The sequence below is a fragment of the Streptomyces sp. NPDC051636 genome, assembly GCF_044453765.1.
Classification (GTDB): domain Bacteria; phylum Actinomycetota; class Actinomycetes; order Streptomycetales; family Streptomycetaceae; genus Streptomyces.
In genome coordinates, this window is record NZ_JBITDA010000005.1 from 151,202 (window position 1) to 169,639 (window position 18,438).

General features: G+C 68.8%; 17 protein-coding genes and 1 pseudogene. 10 read left to right on the forward strand and 8 right to left on the reverse strand.

Features of this window, described 5'->3' with window-relative positions:
• Positions 1-3 precede the first annotated feature (3 nt).
• Positions 4-687, reverse strand: a complete 684-nt coding sequence (locus ACIBBH_RS12310) for a PadR family transcriptional regulator (protein WP_399404179.1) — start codon at positions 685-687, stop codon at positions 4-6.
• Between the two features lie 719 nt (positions 688-1,406).
• Here ACIBBH_RS12310 and ACIBBH_RS12315 point away from each other — a divergent pair.
• Together ACIBBH_RS12315 and ACIBBH_RS12320 are read left to right on the forward strand one after the other, a co-directional pair.
• A complete protein-coding gene (locus ACIBBH_RS12315) occupies positions 1,407-3,668 on the forward strand; it encodes a transglycosylase domain-containing protein (protein ID WP_399404381.1) in 2,262 nt (753 codons plus the stop codon).
• Between the two features lie 129 nt (positions 3,669-3,797).
• Positions 3,798-5,345, forward strand: a complete 1,548-nt coding sequence (locus ACIBBH_RS12320; RefSeq protein ID WP_399404180.1) for a glycosyltransferase family 87 protein — start codon at positions 3,798-3,800, stop codon at positions 5,343-5,345.
• A 91-nt stretch (positions 5,346-5,436) separates the two neighbouring features.
• On the opposite strand, the gene ACIBBH_RS12325 is transcribed toward ACIBBH_RS12320, so the two are convergent.
• The 3 genes from ACIBBH_RS12325 to ACIBBH_RS12335 all read right to left on the reverse strand — a co-directional run bounded on the left by ACIBBH_RS12325 (position 5,437) and on the right by ACIBBH_RS12335 (position 8,156).
• Complete coding sequence (locus ACIBBH_RS12325; RefSeq protein WP_399404181.1) at positions 5,437-6,468, reverse strand: alanine racemase; 1,032 nt, start codon at positions 6,466-6,468, stop codon at positions 5,437-5,439.
• An 83-nt stretch (positions 6,469-6,551) separates the two neighbouring features.
• On the reverse strand, positions 6,552-7,673 hold the full coding sequence (gene femX, locus ACIBBH_RS12330; RefSeq protein ID WP_399404182.1) for a peptidoglycan bridge formation glycyltransferase FemX: 1,122 nt from the start codon (positions 7,671-7,673) through the stop codon (positions 6,552-6,554).
• Between the two features lie 168 nt (positions 7,674-7,841).
• Complete coding sequence (locus ACIBBH_RS12335) at positions 7,842-8,156, reverse strand: hypothetical protein (RefSeq protein ID WP_399404183.1); 315 nt, start codon at positions 8,154-8,156, stop codon at positions 7,842-7,844.
• Between the two features lie 286 nt (positions 8,157-8,442).
• On the opposite strand from ACIBBH_RS12335, the gene rpsF reads away from it, so the two are divergent.
• From rpsF to rplI, 4 genes are all read left to right on the forward strand, one after another.
• A complete protein-coding gene (gene rpsF, locus ACIBBH_RS12340; protein ID WP_003956532.1) occupies positions 8,443-8,733 on the forward strand; it encodes a 30S ribosomal protein S6 in 291 nt (96 codons plus the stop codon).
• A gap of 77 nt (positions 8,734-8,810) precedes the next feature.
• A complete protein-coding gene (locus tag ACIBBH_RS12345) occupies positions 8,811-9,392 on the forward strand; it encodes a single-stranded DNA-binding protein (RefSeq protein ID WP_399404184.1) in 582 nt (193 codons plus the stop codon).
• Between the two features lie 56 nt (positions 9,393-9,448).
• The gene (gene rpsR / locus ACIBBH_RS12350; protein WP_003949403.1) at positions 9,449-9,685 is read left to right on the forward strand and encodes a 30S ribosomal protein S18; all 237 of its coding nucleotides are present in this window, start codon (positions 9,449-9,451) and stop codon (positions 9,683-9,685) included.
• 18 nt (positions 9,686-9,703) lie between these two features.
• Complete coding sequence (gene rplI / locus ACIBBH_RS12355; protein ID WP_095756004.1) at positions 9,704-10,150, forward strand: 50S ribosomal protein L9; 447 nt, start codon at positions 9,704-9,706, stop codon at positions 10,148-10,150.
• Between the two features lie 119 nt (positions 10,151-10,269).
• On the opposite strand, the gene ACIBBH_RS12360 is transcribed toward rplI, so the two are convergent.
• Positions 10,270-11,607, reverse strand: a complete 1,338-nt coding sequence (locus tag ACIBBH_RS12360) for an MATE family efflux transporter (protein WP_399404185.1) — start codon at positions 11,605-11,607, stop codon at positions 10,270-10,272.
• 459 nt (positions 11,608-12,066) lie between these two features.
• Here ACIBBH_RS12360 and dnaB point away from each other — a divergent pair, with 459 nt between their 5' ends.
• Together dnaB and ACIBBH_RS12370 are read left to right on the forward strand one after the other, a co-directional pair.
• Positions 12,067-13,542 (forward strand): replicative DNA helicase, encoded by a 1,476-nt coding sequence (dnaB, locus tag ACIBBH_RS12365; RefSeq protein ID WP_399404186.1) that lies wholly within the window; start codon positions 12,067-12,069, stop codon positions 13,540-13,542.
• Between the two features lie 83 nt (positions 13,543-13,625).
• Complete coding sequence (locus ACIBBH_RS12370; protein ID WP_399404187.1) at positions 13,626-15,011, forward strand: serine hydrolase domain-containing protein; 1,386 nt, start codon at positions 13,626-13,628, stop codon at positions 15,009-15,011.
• 58 nt (positions 15,012-15,069) lie between these two features.
• On the opposite strand, the gene ACIBBH_RS12375 is transcribed toward ACIBBH_RS12370, so the two are convergent.
• Both ACIBBH_RS12375 and ACIBBH_RS12380 read right to left on the reverse strand, forming a co-directional pair.
• On the reverse strand, positions 15,070-15,525 hold the full coding sequence (locus ACIBBH_RS12375; RefSeq protein ID WP_399404188.1) for a GNAT family N-acetyltransferase: 456 nt from the start codon (positions 15,523-15,525) through the stop codon (positions 15,070-15,072).
• Positions 15,526-15,534: 9 nt separating this feature from the next.
• Positions 15,535-15,903: pseudogene (locus tag ACIBBH_RS12380) on the reverse strand (MarR family winged helix-turn-helix transcriptional regulator); the annotation flags it as partial.
• Here ACIBBH_RS12380 and ACIBBH_RS12385 point away from each other — a divergent pair.
• Positions 15,814-17,019: an MFS transporter gene (locus tag ACIBBH_RS12385; RefSeq protein WP_399404382.1), complete on the forward strand. Its 1,206-nt coding sequence runs from the start codon at positions 15,814-15,816 to the stop codon at positions 17,017-17,019. The pseudogene ACIBBH_RS12380 and the gene ACIBBH_RS12385 overlap by 90 nt on opposite strands.
• Positions 17,020-17,077: 58 nt before the next feature.
• On the forward strand, positions 17,078-17,497 hold the full coding sequence (locus ACIBBH_RS12390; protein WP_399404189.1) for a heme-binding protein: 420 nt from the start codon (positions 17,078-17,080) through the stop codon (positions 17,495-17,497).
• A 72-nt stretch (positions 17,498-17,569) separates the two neighbouring features.
• Here ACIBBH_RS12390 and ACIBBH_RS12395 read toward each other — a convergent pair whose 3' ends face one another.
• Positions 17,570-18,436, reverse strand: coding sequence for a GNAT family N-acetyltransferase (locus ACIBBH_RS12395; protein ID WP_399404190.1), 867 nt, complete (start codon positions 18,434-18,436; stop codon positions 17,570-17,572).
• Positions 18,437-18,438 lie beyond the last annotated feature (2 nt).

Consider the following 18,438-nt stretch of genomic DNA (forward strand, 5'->3'; position numbering starts at 1 on the left):
GACTCACGTGGCGGTGTCGTCGGGCGTATCCGTCCCGGGGGTGTCCCCGGGACGGGGCAGGCCGCCCGACGCTCCAGATGTGGTGTCCTGCTGAGCGGACCCCCCGGAGGCAGAACCCTTCAGGTCCCGTCCGGCCCGCTCGCTCTCGATGAGCTCGTTCAGCCAGCGCACTTCGCGCTCCACGGACTCCATCCCGTGGCGCTGGAGCTCAAGCGTGTAGTCGTCGAGGCGCTCCCGCGTGCGGACCAGGGAGGCGCGCATCTTCTCCAGGCGCTCCTCCAGCCGGCTGCGCCGGCCCTCCAGCACGCGCATGCGGACATCGCGCGACGTCTGCCCGAAGAAGGCGAAACGTGCCGCGAAGTGCTCGTCCTCGTACGCGTCGGGGCCGGTCTGCGAGAGTAGTTCCTCGAAGTGCTCCTTACCTTCCGCCGTCAGCCGGTAGACGATCTTGGCGCGGCGTCCGGTGAGCGGAGTGGCGAGGGCGTCCTCGTGCGTGCTCCCCGGTTCTTCGATCAACCAGCCGTTGGCGACCAGCGTCTTGAGGCAGGGGTACAGCGTTCCGTAGCTGAACGCACGGAACACGCCGAGGGACGTATTGAGTCGTTTGCGCAGCTCATAGCCGTGCATCGGGGACTCGCGGAGCAGGCCGAGTACGGCGAACTCGAGGATTCCGGAACGCCGGCTCATCGTCGCCTCCTCTCGTCGCCGTCTCGCTTATCTCGCTCTGATGTATCGACTCGATACATCCCGACGATAGAACGGCCTTCCGGATGCGACAAGGGGGAGAACGGTGAACGGGATCACATCACCGATTCGTAGGAGGCAAGTTGCCCGATTTGGTGTGAACTTCGGGACTCGGCAGGTTTTGGCGGTGCGTAGTCTGTGCGGCATGCACACCACCGGGAACCAAGTGACGCCTGGGGGCGTCATCGCCCCCGGTGCAGTACGGGTGAATGCAGGAACGACCGCATCCGTACTTCGGGGGGACCGGAAACCAGCCGCCGTTTCCAGGCGCGCACGGGTGCGCCTGCCCGAGGAGTAATCGTTCGATGAGCGAGCACCGTCGCAAACCGCCGCAGCCGCAGGGAGGCGGACGTGCCGCGGCCCGACGCGGCCAGTCCGGCTCGTCCTCCGGCCGCCGTGCGGCTCCGCGTGGCGCCACCGGGTCTCCTTCCGACTCCTATGGGCCGGGGGGTGATGAGCGCCAGTACGGCAGCCGTGCCGAGGCTCGCCGTGCGGCGCAGAGAAACGGAGGCGGCCGCCGCAGAGCGGCCGACAACACCGGGCCGGGCGGCCGGCGCGGCGGGCCGACCGGGCCCGGGCGTGGCAGGGGCCGGTCCAGCGTGCCCGCCAAGAAGCGGTTCATCGACTACCCGCGGGCGGGCAAGTTCGGGTGGCACCGCTGGGTGCCGTCCTGGAGGCTCGTCTCCGGACTCTTCATCGGCTTCGTCGGCAGCCTGGTCGCCTTGTTCGGCGTCGGCTACTTCATGGTCGGCATCCCGAGCGAGAACGTCGCCGCCCAGTCGCAGAACAACGTCTATTACTGGGCCAACGGCAAGCAGATGGTGGCCACCGGCACGGGCGTGAACCGGCAGAACGTCACCATCGACCAGATCCCCGAGGCCATGCAGTGGGCGGTGATCTCGGCCGAGAACAAGAGCTTCTACTCGGACTCCGGGGTCGACCCCATGGGTATCGCCCGGGCCCTGGTCAACATGGCGCGCGGGGGTCAGACGCAGGGTGGTTCGACGATCACCCAGCAGTTCGTCAAGAACACGTACCTGAGCCAGCAGCAGACGGTCTCCCGGAAGTTCAGGGAGATGCTCATTTCCATCAAGGTGGGGACGAAGCTCCAGAAGAAGCAGATCCTCCAGGGCTACCTGAACACCTCGTACTACGGACGCGGCGCCTACGGCATTCAGGCCGCCGCGCAGACGTACTACGGCGTGGACGCGGTCAAACTCACGCCGAGCCAGTGCGCAGTCCTGGCAGCGCTGCTCAAGGGTCCGACGTACTACGACCCCGCGGGCAACCCGGATCTTGACAAGTCGGCGACTCAGGACGCCAACACCCGGCGGTCCAAGGAACGCTGGCACTGGATCCTCGGCGAGATGCACAAGGACAAGCACATCACCGACGCCCAGTACCAGGAAGCGATCAAGAAGTACCCCACGCCTCAGGGCCGCAAGGCGACCAAGGGCATGACCGGTCAGATCAGCTACCTGGCCGACACGGCGAAGAAGTACGTCCTGGCGCACTCCGACATCACGGAGGCGCAGTTCGACAAGGGCGGCTACCAGATCTACACGACCTTCGACAAGGACAAGGTCAACGCCCTGAGTGCGGCCGTGAAGAAGATCGAGAAGCAGCGCCTCGACCCGAAGACGCGCAAACTCGACAAGTACGTCCAGTTCGGTGCGGCCTCGGTGGTGCCCAATGACGGCGCGATCGTGGCGCTCTACGGCGGTGACGGATACGAGAACGGCCACTTCACCAACAACGCCGACACCTCGGGTGTCCCCGTCGGTTCGACGTGGAAGCCGTTCGTGCTGGCGGCGGCCATGGAGTACGGCACGTACGAGACCGACGGGGTCGGGCTCTCGCCGCTGAGCAAGTACAACGGCAATGATCACCTCAAGGTGAGAAGGCCGGACGGCACGTACTTCCTGAACAAGGACAACTCGACCTTCTTCCAGAACAACGAGAGCGACCGCGCCTGGGGTTACATCACCCTTCGCAAGGCGATGGAGCAGTCCGTCAACACGCCGTTCGTGCAGCTCGGCGTGGATGTGGGGCTGACCAAGGTACGCGACGTCGCCAAGGCGGCCGGCATCCTGGACGCGAGTTTCTCCACGCTCAACCCGTCCTTCGCCATCGGCACCTCGACCCCGAGCGCGATCCGCATGGCGGACGCCTACGCGACGTTCGCCGCCTCCGGAAAGCAGGCGGACCCGTATTCGGTGACCGCGGTCAAGAAGGACGGGCAGGAGCTGCAAGGCTTCACCAAGCCGAAGACCACTCGGGCCATGGACGCGAACGTGGCGAACAACGTCACGGACACGCTGGAGAACGTCATCCAGAACGGTACGGGTCAGAACGCCAAGGCCCTGGGCCGTACGGCAGCGGGCAAGACCGGTACCACCGACAGCAACAAGTCGGCCTGGTTCGTCGGCTACACCCAGCAGCTGTCGACGTCGGTCGCGATGTTCCGGGAGAACCCGAAGGACCACGAGCTGCTCTCCATGAACGGCACGGCCGGCGTGGAGTCCATCCACGGTGGTGACATCCCGACCTCGGTGTGGACCGAGTACATGAAGGCCGCGCTCAAGGGCAAGTCGGACCCGGGCTTCCCGGAGGCCGAGGAGATCGGCGAGGTCTCGGACGAGCCGGGTGCTCCGTCCCCGACGCCGTCGGTCACCATCACGCCGCCGAGCGAGACCCCGACCGAGTCCTCGAGCCCCACGCCCAGCGATACGCCCACCCCGTCGTCGCCCACGCCGACCGAGTCCTGCCAGTTCGGCTGGGGCAACTGTGAAAACACCGGCGGCACCGACACGGGCGGCACGGACGGTGGTGTCACCGACTCGCCGACACCCACGGACACCATCGGAAACGGCAACACCAGAGGCAACGGCAATGGAGGCATCTTCGCCGGACCGGCCGGCTAGACCGGAGCCCGGATCGGTTGGCGGTCATTTCGCCCGCTGCGGGTGTTTCACGTGAAACATGGGCCGCCGCACCCACGAGGTGCGGCGGCCCTCGGCGTATTCCTAGGCGGGTACGGCAGGATGTGCCTCATGCCCAGTGCAGAAATGACGCCCGCGAGCGTGCACGAGCCCGAGCCGGTGCGACCCGCCCGAGAAGAGCCCGTGCGGCCGACCAAGGAGGACGAGGTCGCCGCGGCCGGCAGTGACCTGATCGGCGGCCCCATCGGGCGGCGCGCCCTGCTTGGGACGTCCTGGTGGACTCCCGTACGGGTCGTGGCGCTCGTGGCGATCGGTATGTTCGCCCTCGGTCTGGTCCAGAAGGCGCCCTGCTACAACGGCGCCTGGTTCTTCGGCGCGAGTTCCCAGTACACCCACGCGTGCTACTCGGACATCCCGCACCTCTATCAGGGGCGTGGCTTCTCCGACGGGCTGGTGCCGTACTTCGACAAGCTCCCGGGGGACATGGAGTACCTCGAATACCCGGTGCTGACCGGTGTCTTCATGGAGGTGGCCTCCTGGCTCACGCCCCACAGCGGCAGCATCCAGCACCAGGAGCAGTGGTACTGGTTCGTCAACGCCGGAATGCTGATGGTGTGCGCCGCCGTCATCGCCGTCTGCGTCGCCCGCACCCACGCCCGGCGCCCCTGGGACGGCCTCCTGATCGCCCTGGCGCCCGCCTTCGCGCTGACCGCCACCATCAACTGGGACCTGCTGGCGGTGGCTCTGACGGCCGCGGCGATGCTGATGTGGGCCCGGGGCCGTTCCCTCGCCTTCGGCGTCCTCCTGGGACTCGCCACGGCCGCCAAGCTCTATCCCGTCTTCCTCTTCGGGCCCCTGCTCGTGCTGTGCTGGCGCGCGGGCAAGTGGCGGGAGTACTTCACGGCCGTGGGCGGCGCGGTGGTCTCCTGGCTCGCCGTCAACCTGCCCGTGATGCTCTTCGCCTTCGACGGCTGGTCGAAGTTCTACAGCTTCAGCCACGACCGGGGCGTCGACTTCGGCTCCTTCTGGCTGATCTGGGCCCAGAACTCGACCGACCCGCCCAGCACCGACACGGTCAACTTCTACGCCACCCTGCTGGTGGTGCTGTCGTTCGTGGGCATCGCGGTGCTCACGTTCACGGCCCCGCGCCGGCCGCGCTTCGCGCAGCTCGCCTTCCTGATAGTGGCGGCCTTCATCCTCACCAACAAGGTCTACTCACCGCAGTACGTCCTGTGGCTGGTCCCGCTGGCCGTGCTCGCCCGGCCGAAGTGGCGGGACTTCCTGATCTGGCAGGCGTGCGAGGTCGCCTACTTCCTGGGCATCTGGCTGTACCTGGCGTACACGACCAGCGGGGACGCCCACAAGGGCCTGCCGACCCACGGCTACCACTGGGCGATCGCGGTGCACCTGCTGGGCACGCTGTACCTGTGCGCCGTCGTGGTGCGGGACATCCTCCTGCCGGAGCGGGACGTGGTGCGCCGCTCCGGCGACGACGACCCCTCGGGCGGGGTGCTCGACGGTGCGGAGGACGTGTTCGCCCTCGGAGCGGCGGCCCACCCGCCGAGGCAGGCCGCGCACGTCGAGGGGCCGTACGGTCTCCAGGTGGAGTGGGGCAGCCGGGGGCCGGTCTCTTCCGGAGACGGAGACGGTTCGCTCTGAGCGAACAGGGCGAGGCCTGGAAAACGCGAAAGGCCGTACACGGAAGGTCCGGAGGGACCCGTGTACGGCCTTTCGGCTGCCCGGAGCCGCGTCAGCGGTCGACGAGCCGGTCGAACTGCGTGGTGGTGTGCCGCAGATGGGCCACCAGTTCCTCGCCGACGGTCGGCTCGGGCGCGTCCGCCGGTACGAAGAGGATCGACACCTGCATGTGCGGCGGCTCGGCGAACCAGCGCTGCTTGCCGCCCCAGACGAACGGAGAAAGGTTCCGGTTCACCGTGGCGAGGCCGGCCCGTGCGACGCCCTTGGCGCGCGGCATGACGCCGTGCAGGGCCTTCGGGGCCTCCAGGCCCACCCCGTGCGACGTACCGCCCGCCACGACCACCAGGAATCCGTCCGAGGCCGCCTTCTGCTGGCGGTAGCCGAAGCGGTCGCCCTTGGCGACGCGTGTGACGTCCAGGACCGCGCCGCGGTACTCGGTGGCGTCGTGGTCCCCCAGCCACAGCCGCGTGCCGATGCGGGCGCGGAAGCGGGTCTGCGGGAACTGCTGCTGGAGCCGGGCGAGTTCGTCGGCCTTGAGGTGGCTGACGAACATCGTGTGCAGCGGCAGCCGGGCCGCGCGCAGCCGGTCCATCCAGCCGATGACCTCCTCGACGGCGTCCGAGCCGTCGGTGCGGTCCAGCGGCAGGTGGATGGCGAAGCCCTCCAGCCGGACGTTCTCGATGGCGGAGTGCAGCTGCGCCAGGTCCTGCTCGCTGATGCCGTGCCGCTTCATCGAGGACATCACCTCGATGACCACACGGGCCCCCACGAGCCCGTACACGCCGTCGATCGACGACACCGACCGGATGACCCGGTCGGGCAGCGGCACGGGCTCCTCGCCGCGCCGGTACGGCGTCAGCACCAGCAGGTCACCGCCGAACCAGTCCTTGATGCGCGCGGCCTCGTACGTCGTGCCGACGGCGAGGACGTCCGCGCCCAGTCGCGTGGCCTCCTCCGCCAGGCGCTCGTGTCCGAAGCCGTAGCCGTTGCCCTTGCAGACCGGGACGAGCCCCGGGAACTGCTCCTGCACGTGCTTGTGGTGCGCCCGCCAGCGCGCGGTGTCGACGTAGAGCGTGAGCGCCATGGCCGGACCTGGAACCTTTCTCGTGGCTGCGGTGGGGCAGACGTGTGAACGCTGTGAAGGCTATGGAATCAAACCGCCGGGGCTCAGCGGCGCGACATGTAGATGTCGAGCGCCTTGTGGAGCAGCTTGTTGAGCGGGAAGTCCCACTCGCCGAGGTACTCCGCTGCCTGCCCGCCCGTGCCCACCTTGAACTGGATCAGGCCGAAGAGGTGGTCGGTCTCGTCCAGCGAGTCGGAGATGCCGCGCAGGTCGTAGACGGTGGCGCCGAGCGCGTAGGCGTCGCGCAGCATCCGCCACTGCATGGCGTTCGAGGGCCGGACCTCGCGGCCGATGTTGTCGGAGGCGCCGTAGGAGTACCAGACGTGCCCGCCGACGATCAGCATCGTCGCCGCCGACAGGTTCACGCCGTTGTGCCGGGCGAAGTACAGCCGCATGCGGTTGGGGTCCTCGGTGTTGAGGGCTGTCCACATGCGCTGGAAGTACGCCAGCGGGCGAGGCCGGAAGTGGTCGCGCACGGCCGTGATCTCGTACAGCCGCTGCCATTCCGCGAGATCCTGGTAGCCGCCCTGGACGACCTCGACGCCGGCCTTCTCGGCCTTCTTGATGTTGCGGCGCCACAGCTGGTTGAAGTTCTTGTGGACCTCTTCCAGGGAGCGGTTCGCGAGCGGTACCTGGAAGACGTAGCGGGGCTGTACGTCGCCGAAGCCGGCGCCGCCGTCCTCGCCCTGCTGCCAGCCCATGCGGCGCAGCTTGTCGGCCACCTCGAAGGCACGGGGCTCGATGAAGTCGGCCTCGATGTCGCGCAGCCGCTTCACGTCCGGGTTCTGGATGCCCTGCTTGATGGAGGCCGCCTCCCAGCGCCGGATGATCACCGGCGGCCCCATCTTCACGGAGAAGGCGCCCTGCTGCTTGAGGTGGGCCAGCATCGGCTGGATCCAGTCGTCCAGATTCGGCGCGAACCAGTTGATGACCGGGCCCTCGGGGAGATAGGCGAGGTAGCGCTTGATCTTGGGCAGCTGGCGGTAGAGGACCAGGCCCACGCCGACCAGCTGGCCGGTCCGCTCGTCGAACCAGCCGAGGCTCTCGGAGCGCCACTCCGCCTTGACGTCTGCCCAGGCCGGGACCTGCATGTGGCTCGCCGACGGCAGGCTCTGGATGTACGCCAGATGCTGCTCTCGACTGATGGTCCTCAGGGTCAGGCTCATTCGGGGCGCTCCTCGGGCTGGTGTGTCCCCATGGGTACAGGGGCTCCGGCTCTCGCGCCGAAGCCTACTGCGCCTTGCGAGCGCCCCGACTGGGCGTACGGGACCTTCGCCCCGGCCTGTGGGCCGCCGGGGTGTTGCGTGGTGTCCGGACGGACGGTGGCCGGAGGGTCAGCTGAAGAGGCCGCCGAACAGCCCGCCGTGCGCCATACCGATCAGAAAACCGACTCCCGAGGCACCGAGACCCACGATCAGACCGAAGCGCTCACGCGTGGTGACCGAGATCCACTGTCCGTACGCGCCGACGACGATCCCCACCAGGCCGGCCCAGGAGCTGAGCAGGTGCAGGCTGTGGAAGAACGACGTGATGAAGGCTGCCAGCCCGAGCACCAGCGTCACCGCCATCAGGGCGTCCTGGAGCGGATGGGGCTTGCCGTCGGTGGCGAAGAGGGATCCTGCGGTGTTGGGTCGCAATGCCTGTGCCATGGGGCACCTCCTGCGGAACGCGGCGCACGGTAGCGCCGTACACACCCGATGTGTACAAGACTGGCCGTCTCCCGGGCCGGATTTCAACCGGAAGCCGGTGTGCGGGTACTCTGTACCCTCTGCACCGGTGTCTGCCCAGGCCTGCCCAGGTCGCGGTCGGGGCTTCCCTGAGGAACCCCGATTGTCAGTGGTGGCTGATTTACTCGCGGATACTGTTGCGCACGCATCACAACCCTCCTGCCACGGAACGACCGTGGCCGCTGAGTCCAAAGGAGGTGGGTTCCACATGCGTCACTACGAGGTGATGGTCATCCTCGACCCCGATCTGGAGGAGCGCGCTGTCGCCCCCCTGATCGAGAACTTCCTCTCCGTCGTCCGCGAGGGCAACGGCAAGGTGGAGAAGGTCGACACCTGGGGCCGTCGTCGTCTCGCGTACGAGATCAAGAAGAAGCCCGAGGGCATCTACTCGGTCATCGACCTGCAGGCCGAGCCTGCGGTCGTGAAGGAGCTCGACCGCCAGATGAACCTGAACGAGTCGGTCCTCCGGACCAAGGTCCTCCGTCCCGAGACCCACTGAGCTCTCCCGCTCAGCTGATCCCGGGATTCGAGTAGCAGCACCAGCAGCCAGCAGCAAACCCGCCGAGAGGTTCCCCCATGGCAGGCGAGACCGTCATCACGGTCGTCGGCAATCTTGTCGATGACCCCGAGCTGCGCTTCACCCCGTCCGGTGCGGCGGTCGCGAAGTTCCGCGTCGCGTCCACTCCCCGCACCTTCGACCGCCAGACGAACGAGTGGAAGGACGGCGAGAGCCTCTTCCTGACCTGCTCGGTCTGGCGTCAGGCGGCGGAGAACGTCGCCGAGTCGCTCCAGCGAGGCATGCGCGTCATCGTGCAGGGCCGGCTGAAGCAGCGGTCCTACGAGGACCGCGAGGGCGTCAAGCGCACGGTCTACGAGCTGGACGTCGAGGAAGTCGGCGCCAGCCTGCGCAACGCCACGGCCAAGGTCACCAAGACCGCCGGCCGCGGTGGCCAGGGTGGTTACAGCGGCGGTGGCGGCCAGGCCGGCGGCGGCTGGGGCGGCGGCCCCGGTGGCGGCCAGCAGGGCGGCGGCGCTCCCGCCGACGACCCGTGGGCGACCGGCGCTCCCGCCGGTGGCCAGCAGGGCGGCGGCGGTGGCGGTGGCTGGGGCGGTGGCTCCGGCGGCGGTGGCGGCTACTCGGACGAGCCCCCCTTCTAGGCCCTCGGGCCAAGGTGGGTCGTACCCCAACTTCTTGATCACACAGGAGATACACCATGGCGAAGCCGCCTGTGCGCAAGCCGAAGAAGAAGGTCTGCGCTTTCTGCAAGGACAAGGTCACGTACGTGGACTACAAGGACACGAACATGCTGCGGAAGTTCATTTCCGACCGCGGCAAGATCCGTGCCCGCCGCGTGACCGGCAACTGCACGCAGCACCAGCGTGACGTCGCCACGGCCGTCAAGAACAGCCGTGAGATGGCGCTGCTGCCCTACACGTCCACCGCGCGATAAGGGAAGGGTGACCGACTCATGAAGATCATCCTCACCCACGAGGTCTCCGGCCTCGGTGCCGCGGGCGACGTCGTCGACGTCAAGGACGGTTACGCTCGCAACTACCTGATCCCGCGGAACTTCGCTATCCGCTGGACCAAGGGTGGCGAGAAGGACGTCGAGCAGATCCGTCGTGCTCGCAAGATCCACGAGATCCAGACCATCGAGCAGGCCAACGCTGTGAAGGCCCAGCTCGAGGGTGTCAAGGTCCGTCTGGCAGTCCGCTCCGGCGACGCTGGTCGTCTCTTCGGTTCCGTCACCCCGGCCGACATCGCCTCCGCGATCAAGGCTTCCGGTGGCCCCGAGGTCGACAAGCGCCGCATCGAGCTGGGCGCGCCGATCAAGACCCTGGGCGCTCACGAGACGTCCGTGCGTCTGCACCCCGAGGTTGCCGCCAAGGTCAACATCGAGGTCGTCGCGGCCTGATCGCTGCGCTCGCTTGAGCAGTTGAGAAAGGGGCCGCATCCTTCTGGGGTGCGGTCCCTTTCTCATGGCCGTCTCACGGTCCTCTCGTGGTCGAGTGCCACGTGTTTCACGTGAAACAGTCAGCGCGTCGCGCCCGTCACGATCCAGTGGCCCGACCGTGCGCGCAGCCAGAGCGTCAGCATCCGCACGGTCATCATCAGCGTCATGGCTCCCCAGAGCGCGGTGAGCCCGCCGCCGAGGGCAGGGACCAGTAGCGCGACCGGGGCGAAGACCGCGAGTGTCACCAGCATGGCCCCGGCCAGATACGGCCCGTCCCCCGCGCCCATGAGGACACCGTCGAGGACGAAGACCACACCGCAGATCGGCTGGGAGAGCGCCACCATGAGCAGGGCGGGCAGGGCGGTGTCCTTCACCACGGCGTCGTTGGTGAACAGAGGCAGAAAGAGCGGTCGTGTCACGATCACCAGCAGCCCGAGGAGTATCCCGACCGCCACGCCCCACTGCACCATCCGTCGGCATGCTTCACGAGCGCCCAGGGCGTCTTCCGCCCCGAGGTAGCGCCCGATGATGGCCTGGCCGGCGATCGCGATGGCGTCGAGGGCGAAGGCCAGCAGGCTCCACAGGGACAGGATGATGTGGTGGGCCGCGATGTCGGCGTCTCCGAGGCGGGCCGCGACGGCCGTGGCGATCATCAGGATCGCCCGCAGGGAGAGCGTCCGGACCAGCAGGGGGACACCGGCCTGAGCCGAGGCCCGGATCCCGGCCGCGTCGGGCCGCAGCGACGCCCCGTGTCGGTGGGCCCCTCGGACGACCACGGTGAGATAGACCGCGGCCATCCCGCACTGGGCAATCACGGTGCCCCAGGCGGAACCGGCGATGCCGAGGCCGGCGCCGTAGACGAGTCCGGCGTTGAGGGCGGCGTTGGCGACGAAGCCGGCGACGGCGACGTACAGGGGTGTCCTGGTGTCCTGCAGCCCGCGCAGCACACCGGTGGCCGCGAGCACGGCCAGCATGGCCGGTATGCCCAGCGCGGAAATGCGCAGATACGTCGTCGCGTACGGGGCCGCGGTGGGCGAGGCGCCGAAGAGGTCGACGAGGGCGGGTGCCAGGGTCAGGACGAGGGCGATGACCGTGGCGCCCAGGAGGAGCGCGAGCCAGATGCCGTCCATGCCCTGGCGGATGGCTGCCTGGAGGTCGCTCGCGCCGACGCGTCGGGCGACGGCCGCTGTGGTGGCGTAGGCGAGGAAGACGAAGACGCTCACGGCTGTCGTGAGGAGGGCCGAGGCGACCCCGAGGCCGGCGAGCTGGGAAGTGCCGAGATGGCCGACGATCGCGCTGTCGGCCATGACGAACAGAGGCTCGGCGACGAGTGCGCCGAAGGCCGGGACGGCCAGCGCGACGATCTCGCGGTCGTGCCGCCGTCGGACGGCCTTGGGTATCGCGCAAGCCTGTGTCATGAGCACTAATCTAATCGTCCACAGGTAAGAGATGCAAAGGGCTTGTGGCCCTTACTCTTGGTCGAGGGTGCTGCGTATCCGCACACCAGTGGCAGCGATCTTGGTCCGACTGGGGAAGTTTTTCTTCTGCACAGCCGGTGGATGGGAAATGTGCAGGTCAGAGCAATTTCGATGAGGGAACCGAGTCCTTGTTCACAGGGCTGTCCACCGTGTCGTGCACAGGTTTCGGCGAGTTCTCCACAGCATCCGGGCCGTCGTCCACATGGCCTGTGGATAACCAGATTGGCTGACGGTGCCGACGGGCCTACCGTTGTCCGGCGCCCGCTGCTTCCGTCGATCTCGGAAACCTCACAAAACCGACGCGGTGGAACCGGAGTTGGGCCTCTCAGTTGTCAGTGTCGTGCCGTAGAAATGGGGGCACGGCGAGGTCCGCCCGGGCGGACGGGAGGAGGTGGCTCGGTGAGCATTTCCGAGCCCTTGGACGATCCGTGGGCCGACAGCGGTCCCAGTGATCGTCTGCCCGCCTCCCGCCGGGGCAGTGGTGGCCGGGGCCGTGACGAGCAGCACGACCGGGGCGGTGACAGCGGCGCGTGGGACGGAGGCGGTTCGTCCTTCGAGCGGGTGCCGCCGCAGGACCTCGACGCCGAGCAGTCCGTGCTCGGCGGCATGCTGCTGTCCAAGGACGCCATCGCCGACGTCGTCGAGGTCCTCAAGGGCCACGACTTCTACAAGCCCGCGCACGAGACGATCTACACGGCGATCCTCGACGTCTACGCGAAGGGCGAGCCCGCCGACCCGATCACCATCGCCGCCGAACTCACCAAGCGCGGTGAGATCAACAAGGTCGGCGGCGCGGCGTATCTGCACAGCCTCGTCCAGACGGTGCCGACGGCGGCGAACGCCGAGTACTACGCGGAGATCGTCCACGAACGCGCGGTGCTGCGTCGCCTGGTGGAGGCCGGCACCCGCATCACACAGATGGGATACGCGGCCGACGGCGACGTCGACGAGATCGTCAACCGGGCCCAGGCCGAGATCTACGCCGTGACCGAACAGCGCACCAGCGAGGACTACCTCCCGCTCGGCGACATCATGGAGGGCGCCCTCGACGAGATCGAGGCGATCGGCTCGCGCAGCGGCGAGATGACGGGCGTACCCACCGGGTTCACCGACTTCGACTCCCTGACGAACGGCCTGCACCCCGGCCAGATGATCGTCATCGCGGCGCGTCCCGCCATGGGCAAGTCGACGCTGGCCCTGGACTTCGCGCGGGCCGCCTCCATCAAGCACAACCTGCCGAGCGTGATCTTCTCGCTCGAGATGGGCCGCAACGAGATCGCCATGCGTCTGCTCTCCGCCGAAGCGCGTGTCGCCCTGCACCACATGCGCTCGGGCACGATGACCGACGAGGACTGGACCCGGCTGGCCCGCCGCATGCCGGACGTGTCGGCCGCGCCGCTGTACATCGACGATTCGCCGAACCTGTCGATGATGGAGATCCGGGCCAAGTGCCGTCGCCTCAAGCAGCGCAACGACCTCAAGCTTGTCGTGATCGACTACCTCCAGCTGATGCAGTCCGGCGGCTCCAAGCGCGCCGAGAGCCGCCAGCAGGAGGTCTCGGACATGTCGCGTAACCTCAAACTGCTCGCCAAGGAGCTGGAGATCCCGGTCATCGCCCTCTCCCAGCTCAACCGTGGTCCCGAGCAGCGCACCGACAAGAAGCCGATGGTCTCCGACCTGCGCGAGTCCGGCTCCATCGAGCAGGACGCCGACATGGTCATCCTGCTGCACCGTGAGGACGCCTACGAGAAGGAGTCCCCCCGCGCGGGTGAGGCCGACCTGATCGTCGCCAAGCACCGAAACGGCCCGACGGCGACGATCACGGTCGCCTTCCAGGGGCACTACTCGCGGTTCGTGGACATGGCGCAGACCTGATCCGGCGGCCTTCTTGGGGCTGCCCGTCGTCGGCTCGGTGAAATGAACTCGACGTGCGCTGCCCCACCGGATGCACTGGGGGCATGACGACATCTCCAGAAGAGCTGCTTGCCGGTACCCGGCGGGCGCTGTTGCACCGGATCGCCGTGGCGCAGGCCGAAGGGCGCGCGCCCTCGTTGGTGGCCGCGGTGGTGCGGGGCGGACGGTCCGTGTGGCACGGGGCGCGGACCTCGGTGGACGGGCACGGGCCCGACGAGAACGTGCAGTACCGGATCGGGTCGATCACCAAGACGTTCACCGCCGTCCTGGTGCTGCGGCTGCGCGACGAGGGCGTGCTCGACCTCGGCGACCCACTGGAGAAGCACCTGCCGGGCACCGGTGCGGGGGAGGCCACCATCGCCGAACTGCTCGCGCACACGGGCGGGCTGGCCGCCGAGTCGCCCGCGCCTTGGTGGGAGCGGACCCCGGGCTCGCTGCGCCCCGAGCTGAGCGATGTGCTGGGCGAGCAGCCCCTGCTGCATCCGGTTGGCCGCCGGTTCCACTACTCCAACCCCGGTTACACGCTGCTGGGCGCGTTGGTGGAGGAGGTGCGGGGCGCACCCTGGGAGGAGGTGCTCCGGCGTGAGGTTCTCGAACCCCTGGGCCTGCACCGTACGAGCTCCCAGCCGCAGGCACCGCACGCGGGCGGCTGGGCGGTGCATCCCTGGGCCGACGCGATGCTGCCCGAGCCCGTGGAGGACCTCGGCCGTATGGCACCTGCCGGTCAACTGTGGTCGACCACCGGAGACTTGGCCCGCTTCGCCGCTTTCCTGGCCAAGGGAGACGACCGGGTACTGAGTGCGGAGTCGGTGCGGGAGATGCGGACGCCCGCAGCACCGGCCGAGGCCGCGGACGTGATGGACGGTGCCACCTACGGCCTCGGACTGCAGATCCAGCGCCGCAACGGCAGGCTGCTTGTGGGGCACTCCGGCTCCCTGCCGGGCTTCCTGGCGAACCTCAGCATCAGTGTGGCGGACGATGTCGCGGCCGTGGTACTGGCCAACTGCACCTCCGGCCCGCTGCTGTCCGTGGTGGGCGCCGACCTCGTACGCATCGTCGCCGAGGCCGAGCCGCGGATCCCCGAGCCGTGGCGGCCGCTGCCCGAAGTCGACCGGGCCGTGCTGGAGTTGGCGGGGCAGTGGTACTGGGGCACGCACGCCTTCGCCCTGCGGGTGACGGCTGACGGGCTCGTCTCCCTGGGGCCGTTGTCCGGCAACGGCCGCAGCTCGCGCTTCCGTGCCAATGGCGATGGCACCTGGACGGGCCTGGAGGGCTACTACGCCGGAGAGCTCCTGCGGCCCGTACGGCGCCCGGATGGAACCCTCAGCCACTTCGACCTCGGATCGTTCGTGTTCACGCGTCAGCCGTACGACGAGGAGGCTCCCGTCCCCGGTGGCGTGGACCCCGAGGGCTGGCGGGGGATCCGCTAGTGCTGGGACCCTGCGCCCGGTGGCCTGTTTCACGTGAAACAGGCCACCTCGACGGCGCTCAGAACTGGAGCTTGAACCCCACGTGCGAGGCCGTGAAGCCGAGCCGCTCGTAGAAACGGTGCGCGTCGGTGCGCGTGTTGTCGGACGTCAGCTGTACCAACTGGCAACCCTGGCGCCGGGATTCGTCGATCGCCCACTCGATGAGCCGCGTGCCCAGGCCGCTGCCGCGCTCGTCCGCGTGGATGCGGACACCCTCGATGATCGACCTGGTGGCCCCGCGCCTCGACAGTCCGGCAATGATCGTGAGCTGGAGCGTGCCGATGACACGGCCCTCGTGTTCCGCGACGACCAGGCACTGGTTCGGGTCGGCGCTGAGCCGCTCCAGCGCGGTCAGGTAGGGGGCCAGGTCGTCCGGTGACTCGCGCTGGGCGCCCAGCGGATCGTCAGCGAGCATGCCCACGATGGCAGGGATGTCGTCGGCGACGGCGGCGCGTATCTCGAAATGATCTCCCATGAGCGCACCCTATGCGGGCACGTTCAGCGACTCCACGACGCGCACCAGCGGGGCCAGCTCGGGATTCCTGGCCGCCTCGTCGAGGGCCTCGCGCAGGGCGGCGTCATTGGTCGGGCGCGCTTCCTCGAGCAGTTCGAGCCCTGCCGGGGTGACGTTCGTGTAGATGCCGCGGCGGTCGGTGGGGCACAGGTAGCGCTCGAGCAGACCGCGGTCCTCGAACCGGGTGACCAGGCGGGTGGTGGCGCTCTGGCTGAGGACGACCGCGTCGGCGACCTGCTTCATCTGCAGATGGCCCCCTTCGCCGTCGTGCTGCCGGCTGAGCACGTCGAGGAGGGAACCGAGTTCGTGATCATGGGCCTGCTGCCCGAGGGCGCGGGCGACTTCGGGGTCTCCATCCCCACCGCGGGCCTCCTGGTCACCGGCTACGCGCTCGGCGTGGTGCTGGGGGCTCCCCTGATGACCGTGGTGGGCACCAAGGTCTCCCGCAAGCGGATGCTGATGCTGCTGATGGGCCTGTTCATCGCCGGCAACCTGTTGTCCGCCGTCGCCCCCGTCTTCGCGGTCATGCTGACCGGACGTGTGATCGCCTCCCTGGCACACGGCGCCTTCTTCGGCATCGGCTCGGTCGTCGCGGCCGACCTGGTGGCCCCGGACAAGAAGGCCGGCGCCATCGCGATGATGTTCACCGGCCTGACCGTCGCCAACGTCATCGGCGTCCCGCTGGGCACGCTCGTCGGGCAGCACGTCGGATGGCGTGTCACCTTCGCGATCGTCGCGGCCCTCGGAGTGGTCGGCCTGGCCGGCATCGCCAAGCTGGTGCCCGAGATGCCCAGGCGTGAGGGGGTGCACCTGCGTCACGAACTGGCCGCCTTCAAGAACGCCCAGGTCCTGCTCGCCATGGCGATGACCGTCCTCGGCTTCGGCGGGGTCTTCGCCGCCATCACCTACATCGCGCCGATGATGACCCACGTCGCAGGTTTCGCCGACGGCTCCGTCACCCGGCTGCTGGTCCTGTTCGGCCTCGGCATGGTCGGCGGCAACCTGATCGGCGGCAAGTTCGCCGACCGCGCCCTGATGCCCATGCTGTACGTCTCGCTGGGCGCTCTTGCCGTCGTACTCGCGCTCTTCACGCTCACCGCGCACAACAAGATCGCGGCAGCCGTCACCATCACCCTGATCGGCGCCCTGGGCTTCGCGACCGTCCCGCCCCTGCAGAAGCGCGTCCTGGACCAGGCGCACGGCGCCCCGACGCTGGCGTCGGCCGTGAACATCGGCGCCTTCAACCTGGGCAACGCCCTCTCCGCCTGGCTCGGTGGCATGGTGATCGCCGCGGGCTTCGGCTACACCGCCCCCAACTGGGTCGGCGCCGCTCTCGCCGCGGCGGCCCTGGTACTGGCCCTGCTCTCCTCGGCCCTGGAACGCCGGGACGGCGCCCGCGGCACCGTGGTGGCGGCCGGCCGGCCCACCAAGCACCGGACGGCCGTCCCGCGCTGAACCACCGAAACCGCCGCCGTAGCACCACCAGCTGTAACACCACAAGGAGAAAGCCCTCATGAGCCCCACTACCGTCGCCCCACTGACCACCCAGGACGCCGAGACGCTCGTGCACGCGGCCCGCGACGCGGCCGAGGCCGCCGGAGCCACCGTCAGCGTCACCGTCCTGGACGCGGGCGGCCACCCGCTGGTCTTCCTGCGGGACGACCGGGCCGTGCTCATCTCCGGCGAGACCAGCACCCGCAAGGCCTACACGGCGCTCCAGCTGAACGTCCCTACCGCCGACCTCGTCGACACCGTCCAGCCCGGCGGTCCCTTCCACACCCTGCCCACCGCGCTCGACAGACCCCTGCTGTTCATCGCGGGCGGCATTCCGGTCCGCCGCGACGGCCGCCTGATCGGCGCCATCGGTGTCGGCGGCCGCACGCCGGAGCAGGACCAAGACCTCGCCAGCGCCGCCGTGGAGGCGCTCGCCTGAGTCCGCCCGCGTCAGCGGCGAACGCCGGCCCCGCAGTGAAGCGGTGGCCGGCGTTCGCCGTGCAGGGGCCGCTCAGCCCGCCGCCACCGTCAGCGGAGCGAACCGGCGGGTCCAGTCACCGCTCAGGTCCGGCGCGCCGTACGTCATGACGGAGTTGAAGGCGATGGACTCCAGCCCCCGCTCCTTCACCCACGCCAGCAGTTCCTCGTGCCGTACGTCGATGTCGGTGCGCAGCGGACGGTCGCTGTGGGCGGCGAGCGAGGCGAGGAGGGCCTTCGCCGTCTCCGTGTCCCGGGCGATCAGCGGGCCGACGACCTGTGTGTCCATGTTGGGCCAGGCACCCGCATACCCGATGATCCGGCCGTTCTCCTCGGCGACGCGCAACTGGTCGGCGAAGGCGGGCAGCCGCGTGATGATGTGGGTGCGGTCGGCGCCGAACACCTCCTCGTCGAGCCGGAGGATCGAGGTGAGGTCCTCGGCGGTGGCCGCACGCGTCGCGACGCCGCGTTCCGGCCCGTCCGGCGTGAAGTGCCCCATGACCATCTCCGCCCGCCCGATGACCTTGAAGCCGAGCTCCTCGTACAGCGGGCGGCCGTACGGCGTCGCGTGCAGGATCAGGGGCGTGGTCCCCATCGCGGAGACGATGTGGCGCATCAACCGGCGTCCGATGCCCTGGCGGGCATGCCGCTCGGCGACGAGGACCATGCCGACGGCACCCAGATCAGGGCGGTCCTGCGGGCCGTACTCCGTGACGACGCACGCGGCGACCAGTCCACCGCCGGGGTCGTCGATGCCGTAGCCCCGTCCGGCGGTGAGCAGGAAGGCCCACTTGTGTTCCTCCCGTGGCCACCCCCGGTCTTCGGACAAGTCGGCGCAGGCGGTGAGATCGCGCAACGTCAGACGACGGATGGGCAGAGCGGAGAGGGATGGAGTTGGCACGC

Bases quoted from the DNA above. Each gene is read 5' to 3' on its own strand.
- ACIBBH_RS12310 (WP_399404179.1), bottom strand. From the start codon at position 687: ATGAGCCGGCGTTCCGGAATCCTCGAGTTCGCCGTACTCGGCCTGCTC.
- ACIBBH_RS12320 (WP_399404180.1), top strand. From the start codon at position 3,798: ATGCCCAGTGCAGAAATGACGCCCGCGAGCGTGCACGAGCCCGAGCCG.
- ACIBBH_RS12325 (WP_399404181.1), bottom strand. From the start codon at position 6,468: ATGGCGCTCACGCTCTACGTCGACACCGCGCGCTGGCGGGCGCACCAC.
- femX (WP_399404182.1), bottom strand. From the start codon at position 7,673: ATGAGCCTGACCCTGAGGACCATCAGTCGAGAGCAGCATCTGGCGTAC.
- ACIBBH_RS12335 (WP_399404183.1), bottom strand. From the start codon at position 8,156: ATGGCACAGGCATTGCGACCCAACACCGCAGGATCCCTCTTCGCCACC.
- rpsF (WP_003956532.1), top strand. From the start codon at position 8,443: ATGCGTCACTACGAGGTGATGGTCATCCTCGACCCCGATCTGGAGGAG.
- ACIBBH_RS12345 (WP_399404184.1), top strand. From the start codon at position 8,811: ATGGCAGGCGAGACCGTCATCACGGTCGTCGGCAATCTTGTCGATGAC.
- rpsR (WP_003949403.1), top strand. From the start codon at position 9,449: ATGGCGAAGCCGCCTGTGCGCAAGCCGAAGAAGAAGGTCTGCGCTTTC.
- rplI (WP_095756004.1), top strand. From the start codon at position 9,704: ATGAAGATCATCCTCACCCACGAGGTCTCCGGCCTCGGTGCCGCGGGC.
- ACIBBH_RS12360 (WP_399404185.1), bottom strand. From the start codon at position 11,607: ATGACACAGGCTTGCGCGATACCCAAGGCCGTCCGACGGCGGCACGAC.
- ACIBBH_RS12370 (WP_399404187.1), top strand. From the start codon at position 13,626: ATGACGACATCTCCAGAAGAGCTGCTTGCCGGTACCCGGCGGGCGCTG.
- ACIBBH_RS12375 (WP_399404188.1), bottom strand. From the start codon at position 15,525: ATGGGAGATCATTTCGAGATACGCGCCGCCGTCGCCGACGACATCCCT.
- ACIBBH_RS12385 (WP_399404382.1), top strand. From the start codon at position 15,814: ATGGCCCCCTTCGCCGTCGTGCTGCCGGCTGAGCACGTCGAGGAGGGA.
- ACIBBH_RS12390 (WP_399404189.1), top strand. From the start codon at position 17,078: ATGAGCCCCACTACCGTCGCCCCACTGACCACCCAGGACGCCGAGACG.